The sequence below is a fragment of the Nitrospirota bacterium genome (genome assembly GCA_016195565.1).
In the GTDB taxonomy this organism is placed as follows: Bacteria; Nitrospirota; Thermodesulfovibrionia; order Thermodesulfovibrionales; family UBA1546; genus UBA1546.
This window is the reverse complement of sequence record JACPZK010000029.1, coordinates 22040-34829: the sequence shown is the minus strand read 5'-3', so window position 1 is coordinate 34829 and position 12790 is coordinate 22040. Positions and strand designations below refer to the sequence as shown.

Below are 12790 nucleotides of genomic sequence, written 5' to 3'. Positions count from 1 at the left end.
TAATATAGGACAGTATGTCCCTTGAACGAAAGATAATTCTCAGTTTTGTCATAAGCGCAACGATTATTGCCATTTTTACGGTCTCATCATATGTGAATTTTCTGGAAGTGAGAAAGGAGATCCGCTATCTTGAACTTGCTGATACTGTCCGGAGCAAATCCCTTCAGTTGAGAAGGCATGAGAAGAACTTTTTCCTTTATGGAGATTCAAAAGAGATTGAAGAGGTGCATACATATCTCAGAGACCTGAAGACGACCCTCGAACAGGGGAGAAAGAGTTATAACACGGAAAAACCCCTCGGCCTCGAAAACAAGATTGATGAATACAGCCGGAGGTTCAACAGGATAGAGGTTATTTATCGGGATTTTTTGAAGGATTTCGCAGGGCTTAAACCGCTGGGAAAGGAATATTCTTTGTTCTTCCCCTTGATAGAATCCACATTCCTCGAAAGGCCGCTTGTAAATGCAGAACTAATTAAAAAGATATTCTCTCCAAAAGTAAGCAGCCCTGTTATAACGGAATTAATGGAATTGAACGATGAGATTGCCAGTCTTAGGAAAAACGGCGAGGAGATATTAACGCTCTCAAAAGACCTCGACAAGTCGGCAAGGGAGAAAGCAGAAAGGGCAATAAGCCTTTCCCAGACAGCTGCGCTGGTATTATTCCCGCTGTTTTTGATTGTCGGACTTGCGGCGCTTTTTGCGATAAGCCACAGCATTGTCAAGCGACTTAAGATCCTTACAGCAGCGATTGAAAAGACAGGCAAAGGAGATTTTTTAGCCCTTCCTGTTCCTGAAAAACAGGATGAGGTAGGCGTGCTCATAAAGACATTCAATAAGATGGAATCTGACCTTATTGCAAGGGACGAGGAACTGAACAGGAAGAATGAAGAGCTTCTCCAGAGCAGGAAGCTCGCGTCAATTGGAACCCTTGCATCAGGCGTCGCGCATGAGCTCAATAATCCGCTGAACAACATCTATCTTGCCGCCCAGATACTCTCAGAGGAGATAGGCCATGAGATATGTCCGGCGGTAGTTAAAGAGACTGTTGGCGATATATCTTCGCAGACGCTCAGAGTAAAAAGGATTGTCAGCGACCTTCTTGAATTTGCGAGGGAGAAGGCGCCTGAGCGCAAGAGGATTAATATCATAGAAATTATAAGAGATGTGATTGAGCAGATGAAGGCATCAGGAGAAATTGACGGGATGAAGTGCGATTTTATTTCAGAGGATATAATAGAGCTGTCAGCCGACAGCCATCTGATGGAACAGCTCTTTATAAATCTCTTCACTAATGCAAGGGATGCGATGGAGGCTAAAGGGATGCTTAATATAGATGTTCATTCTCAGGATAACGATGTCAGAATTGTGGTATCTGATACCGGCAAGGGCATTCCCATGTCTGATATCCCGCGCATATTCGACCCGTTCTTTACGACAAAGGACAGGGGCACGGGTTTGGGACTTGCGATTGTTTACAGTATAATAAAAAAACATAATGGAAGGATCGACGTGAAAAGCGAGGACGGCAAGGGCACTGTATTTACAATAACCCTGCCAAAAGGGTCATGACATTCAAGGTTTTAATTGCAGAAGATGAAGAGATAACGCTGAAGCACCTGAGCTACGCCCTTGATAAAGAGGGCTATGCTGTCACAGGCGTAAAGAACGGGCTTGACGCCTTAAAACATCTCGAGAAAGAGGCGTTTGATTTTCTCATTGCTGATATAAAAATGCCGGGGATGGACGGGCTGACACTCCTTAAAGAAGTGAGGGGGAAATACCCCGACATGGATGTGATGATAATCACAGGATTCGGAAGCATAGAGTCTGCTGTTGATGCGATGAAAAGGGGAGCCTCTGATTATATAACCAAGCCGTTCAATCTCGGTGAACTAATTCTCAAGATAAAAAAGCTTCAGGAAAAAAAAAGGTTAGAGAAGGAAAACACAGCCCTTAAAATATCCCTTGGCCTTGATAAGGACACGCCTCTCATAGCAAGGAGCAAGGCGATGAAGAGGATCGTTGACGTCATATCCGGGATAAGAAACTCTGACTGCAATGTTCTGCTCACAGGAGAAAGCGGCGTAGGAAAAGGCCTTGTTGCAAAGCTCACCCATAACACCGGGCTGAGGAAGGATAAGCCTTTCCTTGCATTAAACTGCGCAACATTCACAGAGGAACTCCTCGCAAGCGAACTTTTCGGACATGAAAGAGGAGCATTTACCGGAGCAGTGGCCGCAAAGCAGGGACTGGTTGAGGTTGCAAATAACGGCACGCTTTTCCTTGATGAGATTGCAGAGATGTCACCCAATCTTCAGGCAAAACTTTTAAAGGTCATAGAAGACAAGGAATTTCTGCGGGTCGGCGGCACAAGGACAATAAGGGTTGATGTAAGGTTCATTGCCGCGACAAACCAGAATATAAAACAGCTTATATCTAACGGAAGATTCAGGGAAGATTTGTATTACAGGCTTAATGTGATGGACATTCATATATCTCCGCTAAGGGAGCGCAAAGAAGACATTGTGCCGCTTGCAAAGCATTTCCTCGAGAAATATTCAAGGAAGGCGAACAAGAAAATTGAAGGATTCACAACGGATGCAATGGACATGCTTCTCTCATACGGTTTTCCGGGAAACGTGAGAGAGCTTGAAAACATAATCGAAAGGGCGATAATTCTCGAAAACACATCACTCATCAGAGCCGAAAGCCTGCCGCAATCCATAAAGCTCTTTCAGGTAAAGGCGATAGACCCGAACAGGATTAAGACAATAGATGAGCTTAACAGGGAGTATGCAGAGAAGGTTCTCGAATTTGTGGGCGGCAACAAATCCAAGGCAGCGGAGCTTTTGGGGATTTCAAGGACGAGTTTGTGGAGGGTGCTGAAGGAGTAATAGTTTGCATATTTGTGGTCACAATTGTTGACACAATTTAACTTCGGTTGCTATAATTATTGCAGGAGAGGGACACAATGAAAGTAGCAACGGTAAGGGAATTCAGGGATAAGGCAACAAGTTATTTTAAGGATGAAGAACCTATCCTTGTTACAAGACACGGGAAGGTGACGGGGCTTTACCTGCCGATAGAACATCCTGAAAGCTTTCCTTTGGAACTCAGAAAAGAACTGCTTATCCGCCTTGGCGAATCCATAAGCCGGTCCTTTGCAAAAAAGGGGATAAGCGAGGAAAAACTTCTTGCAGGCTTCGGCTCATTTAAGAAAACTCGCCGCAGACGCTAATGTAATCTTGTCGGCTGTTGCAGGCAAGGCAGCGCTCCGTATATTCCTCATAGAAGAAATAGAGGTAGTAACTGCACAGTTCAATATTGATGAAGTGAGAGAATATCTGGGTGTTATTGCGGAGCAATACAGTCTGAGCGAAGAAATCCTTGAATCACAATTAAAACTGCTTCCGCTGAAAATTTATCCTAAGCATTTCTATGAAGATTTTATTCCTAAGGCTGCAAAAAAGATGTCTGGAAGGGATGAAGATGATGTGGAACTTCTTGCCCTTGCAATGAAATTGAATGTGCCGGTCTGGAGCAACGACGGCGATTTCAAAGGCTCAGGAGTTGAATTGTATACAACTGCAAAACTTTTGAAAATTCTTAAGGCATAACGAGATGGCTCACTTGCCGGGCCAACCAGCCTTGAATTTCAAACAGAGGCTATTCCCGGCCAAGTGAAGCATAGTGTTAGCTGCTGTTGTTTTCATTTTCAATAAAGAAATCCTCGGGATGAGTGTCGACATACTTGTGGAAATACGGATATAGCCTTTCCTCGTCGTAAATGACATCATTCAGAGGTTCAAAAAATGACTTGATTTCAGCTTTTCTGTTATCTATATATTTTTGCCGCTCTATCCAGTCAGATGGGCCCTTGCTGTCAGGGAAGAAAGTTAGAGCCTTATTCGGCGTTTCATAATATTCCGTCATGCCGAGAAGTTTAAATCCTTCCAATACTTCGTTGGAATAAAGACTGCTGCTGTTCCAAAAGAATTGTTCTATGCCGCCATTGTCAGCCTCGCGCATAAATAGAGTTGTAGCATAAAGTGCGCGCTGACCAGGTGTGCCGTAGGAAATGTGTTCAAGTTCATCTTCCACTGAACTATCGGGCCATATCGGTTCGATTAAAGCCCCAAAATAGTCCGCGTCGCTCATTCCCTCAACGGAGGCCTTTGAAATTCTATAATCTTTCTTCATTCTATTTATCTCCAGCTAACATTATTTTTTATGCTGCATGTGTCTTTTTGTGATACTTTAGGTAAATTTTAAAAACGTGTCAAGCGAAATCTCACTTTCTAACCACTGCCTTAAAGCGTTCATCTCTGTTTAAACCTGAAACAGTAAGTTGTTCCATCCCCAATAAATAATCCTTTTATTTCAACACATTTCCTTCTGGCACGCCTCTTGGTATATGTCTATCAGAATCAGCGAATAGGCATCAAATGGAGTCAATGGAAATGAAGGAAAAACTTTTATTTGTAACAAAAGGCGGTGAAGACTGTGATGAGGGCTTCTCGTACGTGCTTGAACTTGCAAAGGCTCTGAATGCAGGGGTGGCTGTGCTGATGGTTTACGGCAAGCGCGCAATGGAGACTTTTGAAGATGTAATGGCAGCGGCAGCATTTGCAGAGGCTGGAGATGTTGAAACAATGAGGGAGCTTATGCATGGACAGGAGAAAGAGATAAAAGAAACAGCAGAGGAAAAGATAAACGAGTTTTCCGAAAAATGCAGGGATGCAGGCATTGATTTCTCATCTGAGGTTAAAACAGGCGAAGCAATACAGGTTATGAAAGACTTCCTCAAAGACAAGCCCTGCATTGACATGATTCTATTAAGCCCTAATCTTTCAGGTGATAAAAAAGCATTGGACAGCAGAAAGATGCTCAAAAACATAACAAAACCAATCGTTACGATGATGGCTGCAAAGGCTGAGGCGTAACAAAAAAGGAGGGGAAAATGAAAGGACTGAAGAAACTCACAAAAAGATTTGAGACGCTCATGACTGCAACAACATTTGCAGAGGCAGGAGAGTTTGAAACGGCAAGGGAGATACTCAAGGAAGATGCACAGTCCGCGGAGAAAACAGCCGGGAGGCCCGGCAGAGACTATACGGCTGATCTCGCAGTGAATGCTGCAGGCAGCAAATAACTTAAAGATTAACGGAGGAGAGATGGCGTCAGGATACAACAAAAATGTCAGGAAGAAACCCATCGGGAAGATGATCTTCATGGGGATTGTTTCAATAGCGCTTTATGCAGAGCTTTTGCTTAATCAGGATGTTATTAACAGCAATTTTGGGAAGGGCGGCATGTACGCATTTCTTCCTATTATAACGGCATTTGTCTTCTCATATTTTCACGGCGCGTTTACAGGAAGCTTCTGGACAGTGCTGGGTATCAAGGCCGCAAAGAAGAAAAAGGAGGTGAAATAATATGCATGATGTGGTTGGAGCATTAACTAATTTTGTTGACCTTGATGCAATGAAGATTGCATATCTGTTTTTTGTCGGATTTGTGGGGGGGCTTGTAAGCGGATTCATAGGTTCCGGAGGCGCCTTCGTCCTTACACCTGCCATGATGAGCCTCGGAGTTCCGGGGCTTGTTGCTGTTGCAAGCAATATGTGCCATAAGTTTCCGAAGGCATTAGTTGGCGCAATCAAGCGGGCAAAATACGGGCAGGTGGATGTGAAGATTGGCATAGTGCTTGGAATATCAGCCGAGGCAGGCGTTCTTTATGGAGCGCACATACAGGAAAATATCAAAAAGGCATTTGGAGATGCCGGTTCAAATCTTTATGTCAGCGCAGCCTTTGTTGTAATATTGGCGATAGTGGGCGGTTTTGTCCTTCGTGATGCATTGAAGACATATAAATCCGGCAATACCAGTGAAGAGGAAAAGGTAACGAAACTCGCAAAATGGGTGCAGTCCGTCAACATTCCGGGCACAATGGTCTATTTCAAGAGCTTGGATGCCCGTATTTCAGTGCTTTTCACAATACCTCTTGGATTTGCAACAGGCATGCTTGCTGCAACGATTGCAGTTGGAGGTTTTATTGGAGTGCCGGCTATGATATATGTCCTTGGGGCGCCGAGCCTTATGGCATCTGCATCAGAGCTTGTTATTGCGTTTGTTATGGGGATGGGAGGCTCTTTTAAATTTGCCCTTCATGGTCTGGTTGACATCCGCCTTGCGATGATAATACTTGCCGGCTCGTTATTTGGAATCCAGCTTGGAGCAATAGGCACAACATATGTAAAGCCGTTTATGATAAAGATGGTCATGGGCGTTATTATGGTCATCGTGCTTTTCAGCCGTGCCTTAATGGTGCCTGTATATCTATCGCAGCTCGGTCTGATTCAGCCTTTAAGCGAAGGCATTATAACATTACTCAAAAACACAAGTTTTATTATAATGATATTAGCGCTGTTTAGCGGGGCATTCATTGTTATAAAATCCATATGGAGTGGTCTTATGGCAGAGCGTAAAATGTCTAAAGAAGTTCTGAAACACGGGGAGGCGTAGCTGTGGGAAGATACAGAAAGATTTTAGCTGCAGTTGACGGCTCTGCAAGCAGTATGCATGCCTTGAAAGAGGCATTTAAACTTGCTCAGAATGAGGGGAGTTGGATAACAGCCGTTTCCGTTATCCCGCCATATCAGGGAGACCTTGACCTTGTAGCAGTTGGTAATATCATGGCATCCATGAGAAAGCCATGCGATGAAGCTCTTTTAGTGGCTGATAAAATGGCAAAGGAAGCAAAAGTTTTGCTTAAGACGGTGTGTGAAGAAGGCGAGGCGCATGAAAGGATTGTAGACCTTGCCGATGCGGAGAACTGCGATTTAATAGTGATGGGCAGAAGAGGACTCAGGAGAATTGAAAGGGTTTTTGTAGGAAGCGTAACAGCAAGAGTTATAGGGCATACTAAAAAGGATATCCTTGTCGTGCCCGGAGGAACTACAGTTGGATGGAAGAATATCCTCCTTGCAACAGACGGTTCAAAACACAGCGATATTGCGGCAAATAAAGCCATAGATTTTGCAAAATCATACGGTGGCGAACTGCTCGTTATTTCCGTAGTGGATGTGCCTTCAGAGTTCTATGCAGAGGCTCCGCAGGTTGTTGATGATATGTCCAAAAAGGCAAAAGAATTTGTTGCGGAAATTAAGAAAAAAGCAGAGACATTTAATATCAAAACATCAACTTTTACAGGCGAAGGCGAATCTTATGAGGTAATAACAGACCTCGCCAAAAAAGAAAAATCAGATGTTATCATCATGGGTTCTCACGGCAGGACAGGGCTGAAAAGGCTTCTCATGGGCAGTGTCACCGAAAAGGTCATCGGCTATTCTCCGTGCCCTGTGCTTGTTGTTAAAGCGTAATCTAAATACAGAGTGTTTTATGAAAAGCCCTTGAAAATTTTTCAGGGGCTTTTTTATTTGTAATTTGAGGCAAATATTCTATACTAAATAGCAAAATATCAGATAGGCTGCCGGGAGGTAAAATGAAAGCAAAAGATTTGATGATACCGCTTCAAGAATATCTGAAGCCAGACACGACTTTGAAAGAAGCAGCGAATATTCTGAGGACTGCAAAAAGGGATGAGGAGCGGATGGGAGTTAAGGGGTTGCCAGTCCTTGACGAAAAGGGCAAGATGGTAGGGTTTCTCTCTATAGGTGATATTTTAAAGGCAGTATTCCCTTCGTATATGTCTTTGATGAATCTTGGAGATTTCACATGGGACGGTATGGTAGAGGATTTGGCAAAAAAGGCAGGGGGGAAAAAAGTTTCAGAGCTTATGACAAAGAAGGTAATCAGCGTAAACGAGGATGCGCCTTTGATGGAGTGTGTTGACCATATGATTAAAAACAATGTCAGAAAACTTCCTGTCATAAGCAAAGACGGCAAGGTTTCAGGGATACTTTATGAAAGGGAAGTATTCTTTGCCATTACAAAGGCAATGCTTAATGAAAGCAGCGGGGGTAATACATGACACAGGAAGCAGCAGTTCAGATACAGCCGTTTGTTATGGATGCAGCCTTCTGGACAGCCACGACAATATTTTTGCTCGCCTATGCAGTAATAGTGTCTGAGAAGATTCATAAGACAATAATTGCTTTGTTCGGCGCAGGTCTTATGCTTGTTCTAAAGATACTACAACAGCATGAGGCCTTCCATTTAGAAGAATTTGGCGTGGACTGGAACGTCATATTCCTTCTCATTTCAATGATGGTAATAATCAATCTTATGCGGCCTACAGGAGTTTTTGAATTTATTGCTATCAAGAGCGCAAAATGGGGCAAGGGAGAGCCGTTCAGGATACTGGTGATATTCGCAATCGTAACAGCAGCAGTGAGCGCCTTTCTTGACAATGTAACTACTGTGCTTTTAATTGTGCCTGTTACAATTCTTATTGCAGACGCTCTTGAGGTTGATCCATTGCCTTATCTGATTTCATGCGCATTCGCATCCAATATCGGAGGCACTGCAACCCTTATCGGCGACCCACCGAACATAATGATCGCCTCAAAGGCTCAGCTCGATTTTATGGATTTTATATACCATCTGTCTCCGGTAATTGTTATAACAATGGTTTTCTATCTCTTCGCAATAAAACTTATCTGGGGTAAAAAGCTCAAGACAAGAGAAGAGCTCAAGCAGAGGATTATGTCCATGGACGAGAATGAGGCGATAAAAGACCCTGTCATGCTTACAAAATCGCTCGTAGTTCTGGGAATAGTTCTGACAGGTTTTGTTTTTCACGGCGTTCTCCATTTCCAGCCCGCAACAATCGCTTTATTCGGAGCAGGGCTTTTGCTGCTGCTTTCAAAGACAGGCGAGCCTCACCATATTCTTGCAGAAGTTGAATGGCCTACAATATTTTTCTTCATAGGGCTTTTCATCATCATTGGCGGGGTTGTGAAAGTAGGGCTCATAAAATGGATGTCTATAAAAGTGCTCGAGATAACACAAGGCAACCTCTTTGCAACAAGCATGGTTGTCATGTGGTTTTCTGCATTTGCATCAGCCTTTATTGATAACATCCCTTATGTTGCAACAATGAACCCGTTGATAATTGACATGGCAAAACAGCTCTGGCCCAATGTGTCAGGAATTCAGCTTCTGCACCATCCTGATTTAATGCCCCTCTGGTGGTCTCTGGCATTAGGCGCATGCCTTGGCGGCAACGGCACTGCAATCGGCGCATCGGCGAATGTTATTGTTGTGGGTATGTCTGAAAAGGCAGGCAAAAGAATTTCTTTCATGAAGTTCATGGCATACGGAATGCCGATTATGATAATGACTGTTGTTATTGCTACGATATATGTCTGGCTTAGATATTATGTGTTGAAGATATAGATTTGGACTGGCGAAAATATTTGGAGGGAGTTTTAATGGTTCTCTGGACTGGGTTTATAGCATGTACGTCTTTAATTGTCTATTCCGGCACAAAGCTTGCGAAATACGGCGATATTATCGCTGAAAAAACAGGGTTGGGCAGGACGTGGATAGGTATTGTTCTCATGGCGTCTGTTACATCGCTTCCGGAACTTGTTACAGGGATAAGCTCGGTCACATATGCGGGTGTGCCTGATATTGCGGCAGGAGATGTGCTTGGAAGCTGTGTTTTTAATATGCTTATTCTTGCCTTTCTTGATGCTATTTACAAGCCGATGCCAATATCAGCCAAAGCCCATCATGGGCATATCCTTTCTGCGGGATTTGGAATCCTTCTTTTGAGCATTATCAGCATAGGCCTGTTTTCTGGAAATCGTATTGCTCCTCTCGGGTGGATTGGGCCTTATAGTTTGATAGTTCCGGTTATTTATTTCGTGGCGATGAGACTGCTGTTTGTTTATGAGAGAAAGAGAATTGCGGAATTTGTAAAAGAGAGGGTTGAGGAATTGAGATACGAAAAGATTTCCACAAGGACTGCGGTTATCAATTATGGAATCAATGCGATGGTTGTTATTATTGCCGCCATTTTTCTCCCTAAGATAGGCGAGGGGATTGCCGAAACAACAGGACTTGGCCAGACATTTGTAGGCAACATTTTTATAGCGCTTTCCACATCGCTTCCGGAGGTGGTAGTTTCCATTTCAGCGGTAAAGATGGGCGCGATAGACCTTGCAGTCGGAAATTTATTTGGAAGCAATATTTTCAATATACTCATACTCGCTGTTGATGATATATTTTTTGTGAAAGGCCCGATTCTGTCATTCGTCAATGCAAGCCATATAATCTCTGCTTTATCTGCTATATTGATGACAGCCATTGCGATTATCGGCTTGACCTACCGTGCCGAGAAAAAAACATTATTGCTTGCATGGGATTCGGTAGGGATATTGTTAGTTTATATCGCAAATATAATGCTGCTTTATATGCTCAGATAGTATCAGGGGCATTCATTCAGTCTCTTCCGTTCTTGACGTGTCATACTATCCATAGTTAGTATTTATTATGATTGAGAAACTCTCACTTATCCCTCCAAGGCCCGGAGTCTATCTGCTCAAAGGCGCTAAAGAGGATGTCCTCTACGTAGGCAAGGCAAAAAACCTCCGCAGCCGGCTGAGAAGTTATTTCCAGAAGTCTGCTGAACTTGATGCGAGAAAAACATCAATGGTTAAAAACATAAAGGACTTCTCTTATGTCGTAACAGGCAACGAACTTGAGGCGCTTGTACTTGAAGCAAATATGATAAAGCAGTACAAACCCCGCTTTAACGTAATCCTGAGAGACGACAAGAACTACCCTTATCTGAAACTCACAGTTAATGAGGAATGGCCAAGGCTTGAAGTTGTGAGAAGGATTAAAAAGGACGGAGCGCTCTATTTCGGGCCTTATGTCCCTGCGCGTGGCATGTGGGAGGCAGTTGCATTCATAAGGAGGAATTTCCCGGTTAGGCCGTGCAAATATTCCCTCGACAAACATATGCGGCCGTGCATCCAGTATCAGATGGGAAAATGCCCGGCGCCATGCAACGGGCTTATAAGCAAGAAAGACTATATGAGGATTGTAGAGGATGTGAGGCTTTTTCTTCAGGGCGAGAAAAAGGAGCTTCTTGATGAGCTTGAAAAGAGGATGGAAAGGTTTTCAGAGGAATTAAGATTTGAAGACGCTGCAAAGATAAGGGACAGCATAAATAATCTTAAGCGTGCATGGGAATCACAGAAGGTCATAGCTCCTGAACTCGGGGATATTGATGTTATAGGTTTTTATGGAGAGGGCAAAGAGACTGTAGCGCTGATTTTTTTCATAAGGAACGGGGTTATGATTGGGACAAAGGATTTTCACTTGAAGGAGACAGCAGGAATTCCAACAGGAGAATTTTTTCACAATTTCATAGAGCAGTTTTATGCAAAGGAGATAATTCCTCCTGATGAGATTGTGCTCAAGCAGCGTCCTGATGAGATGAGGACGCTGACAGCGTGGCTTAAAGATAAAAAAGGCAGGAAAGTAAAGATTACAATGCCGGCTGAAGGCAAAAAACTTGAACTCCTCAAAATGGCGGAGGAGAATGCGGGGATAATATTTAATAGCAGAGAAAAGACAGATATTAAAGAGATTCTAAAAACATTGAAAGAAAGACTTGTTCTTAAAAATGTCCCTCGCAGCATCGGCGCTATTGACGTATCAACAATCTCAGGGAGCGAATCGGTCGGCGCATTTGTATACTGGGCGGAAGGCGGGTTCAAAAAAGATATGTACAGGCATATGAAAATCAGGACAGTTGAAGGCATGGATGATTACGCAATGATTGAAGAGATAACAGGAAGGGTTATAAAAAATCTCGGCGAAAAACTTCCGTCACTCGTAATAATTGACGGCGGCAGAGGACAGCTTGAAGCTGCAAAAAAGGCAGTTGACGAATCCGGCATTAAGAACACAGCAATAATCTCCATGGCAAAAAAACCTGACAGGGCCTTTGCCGTGTCTCTTGATAAGCCCGTTGGCCTTGAGGATAAAACTCCATCAGCACTGCTCCTTAAAAAAATAAGGGACGAGGCGCACAGATTCGCTGTAAGTTTCCACAGAAAATTGAGGGATAAAAGGCTCATGGAATCCCCGCTCAAGAAAATTCCGGGCATAGGAGAAAAAAAGAGGCTTGCTCTTTTAAGGCATTTTGGTAGTATAGAAGGTATAAGAGGAGCAGGCATTGATGAGATTGCAGGGATAAAAGGGTTTAATAAAAAAATTGCAGAAAAGCTGCTCAATGCCCTAATGGAAAGAGAATGAAATTTAAAATTCAAAATTTAAAATTCAAAATTAACGTATCCTTTTTTCTTGCATTTTGCATCCTGTATCTTGCATCTGTCTCAAGCGCTGATGCCGCTTATAAAATTTATCTCAAAAACGGCTCTGTGATAAAAGGAGTCAGCCATTATGAAAAAACAGGCGGAGAGATTAAGTTTTATTTTGAAGGCGGCGTCATAGGCATACCGGAAACTGACATACTCAAGATAGAAACGAGCAAGGAAACTCTCGATGAAGAAAAGGCAAAACCTTCGGTAACCGAAAAATCAGTTGAACCGCCAAAGGTTGAGAGGCCGGATGAGACGCCTGCAGAGACTGCCGATGTCAAAAAACAGGCAGACGATGGAGATAAGAAATCCGATGAGATAACCCAGAAAGAAGCAGAACTTAAGAAGATTGAGCAGGATCTGAAGCGGGCAAAATACAAGGAGCTTATCAAGCAGAGAAGGGAACTTGAAAGGCAGAGGGATATACTGATAGAAGAGTTGAAATTGCTGCGTGAAAAACAATAATTAAACAGAAAGGAATTGCAA

15 protein-coding genes are annotated in these 12790 nt (G+C 43.3%); 14 read left to right on the top strand and 1 reads right to left on the bottom strand.

Annotated features, from left to right (window positions below; genetic code table 11):
• The first annotated feature begins 14 nt into the window (after nt 1–14).
• The 4 genes from HY035_09465 (at nt 15) to HY035_09450 (ending at nt 3619) form a co-directional block, all read left to right on the top strand.
• Nucleotides 15–1571 (top strand): HAMP domain-containing protein, encoded by a 1557-nt coding sequence (locus HY035_09465; GenBank protein MBI3378607.1) that lies wholly within the window; start codon nt 15–17, stop codon nt 1569–1571.
• Entirely contained in the window at nt 1568–2896 is a 1329-nt protein-coding gene (locus HY035_09460; protein ID MBI3378606.1) for a sigma-54-dependent Fis family transcriptional regulator, read from the top strand. Before HY035_09465 ends, HY035_09460 begins: the two co-directional genes overlap by 4 nt.
• A 77-nt stretch (nt 2897–2973) precedes the next feature.
• Nucleotides 2974–3240, top strand: coding sequence for a hypothetical protein (locus HY035_09455; GenBank protein MBI3378605.1), 267 nt, complete (start codon nt 2974–2976; stop codon nt 3238–3240).
• Nucleotides 3197–3619, top strand: coding sequence for a PIN domain nuclease (locus tag HY035_09450; protein MBI3378604.1), 423 nt, complete (start codon nt 3197–3199; stop codon nt 3617–3619). Before HY035_09455 ends, HY035_09450 begins: the two co-directional genes overlap by 44 nt.
• Nucleotides 3620–3695: 76 nt before the next feature.
• On the opposite strand, the gene HY035_09445 is transcribed toward HY035_09450, so the two are convergent.
• Nucleotides 3696–4202, bottom strand: a complete 507-nt coding sequence (locus HY035_09445) for a DUF4375 domain-containing protein (protein ID MBI3378603.1) — start codon at nt 4200–4202, stop codon at nt 3696–3698.
• A gap of 260 nt (nt 4203–4462) precedes the next feature.
• Here HY035_09445 and HY035_09440 point away from each other — a divergent pair, with 260 nt between their 5' ends.
• The 10 genes from HY035_09440 (at nt 4463) to HY035_09395 (ending at nt 12769) form a co-directional block, all read left to right on the top strand.
• Nucleotides 4463–4945, top strand: a complete 483-nt coding sequence (locus tag HY035_09440; protein MBI3378602.1) for a universal stress protein — start codon at nt 4463–4465, stop codon at nt 4943–4945.
• A gap of 17 nt (nt 4946–4962) precedes the next feature.
• Complete coding sequence (locus HY035_09435) at nt 4963–5154, top strand: hypothetical protein (GenBank protein MBI3378601.1); 192 nt, start codon at nt 4963–4965, stop codon at nt 5152–5154.
• A complete protein-coding gene (locus HY035_09430; protein ID MBI3378600.1) occupies nt 5135–5437 on the top strand; it encodes a hypothetical protein in 303 nt (100 codons plus the stop codon). Before HY035_09435 ends, HY035_09430 begins: the two co-directional genes overlap by 20 nt.
• Before the next feature lies 1 nt (nt 5438).
• On the top strand, nt 5439–6527 hold the full coding sequence (locus HY035_09425) for a sulfite exporter TauE/SafE family protein (GenBank protein ID MBI3378599.1): 1089 nt from the start codon (nt 5439–5441) through the stop codon (nt 6525–6527).
• Between the two features lie 2 nt (nt 6528–6529).
• Nucleotides 6530–7384, top strand: a complete 855-nt coding sequence (locus tag HY035_09420) for a universal stress protein (GenBank protein MBI3378598.1) — start codon at nt 6530–6532, stop codon at nt 7382–7384.
• A 122-nt stretch (nt 7385–7506) separates the two neighbouring features.
• Entirely contained in the window at nt 7507–7995 is a 489-nt protein-coding gene (locus tag HY035_09415) for a CBS domain-containing protein (GenBank protein ID MBI3378597.1), read from the top strand.
• Nucleotides 7996–8030: 35 nt separating this feature from the next.
• Nucleotides 8031–9362: an ArsB/NhaD family transporter gene (locus HY035_09410; protein MBI3378596.1), complete on the top strand. Its 1332-nt coding sequence runs from the start codon at nt 8031–8033 to the stop codon at nt 9360–9362.
• 35 nt (nt 9363–9397) lie between these two features.
• Complete coding sequence (locus tag HY035_09405) at nt 9398–10396, top strand: sodium:calcium antiporter (GenBank protein MBI3378595.1); 999 nt, start codon at nt 9398–9400, stop codon at nt 10394–10396.
• A 67-nt stretch (nt 10397–10463) separates the two neighbouring features.
• On the top strand, nt 10464–12239 hold the full coding sequence (gene uvrC / locus HY035_09400) for an excinuclease ABC subunit UvrC (GenBank protein ID MBI3378594.1): 1776 nt from the start codon (nt 10464–10466) through the stop codon (nt 12237–12239).
• Nucleotides 12236–12769: a hypothetical protein gene (locus HY035_09395; GenBank protein MBI3378593.1), complete on the top strand. Its 534-nt coding sequence runs from the start codon at nt 12236–12238 to the stop codon at nt 12767–12769. Before uvrC ends, HY035_09395 begins: the two co-directional genes overlap by 4 nt.
• The last annotated feature ends 21 nt before the right edge of the window (nt 12770–12790 follow it).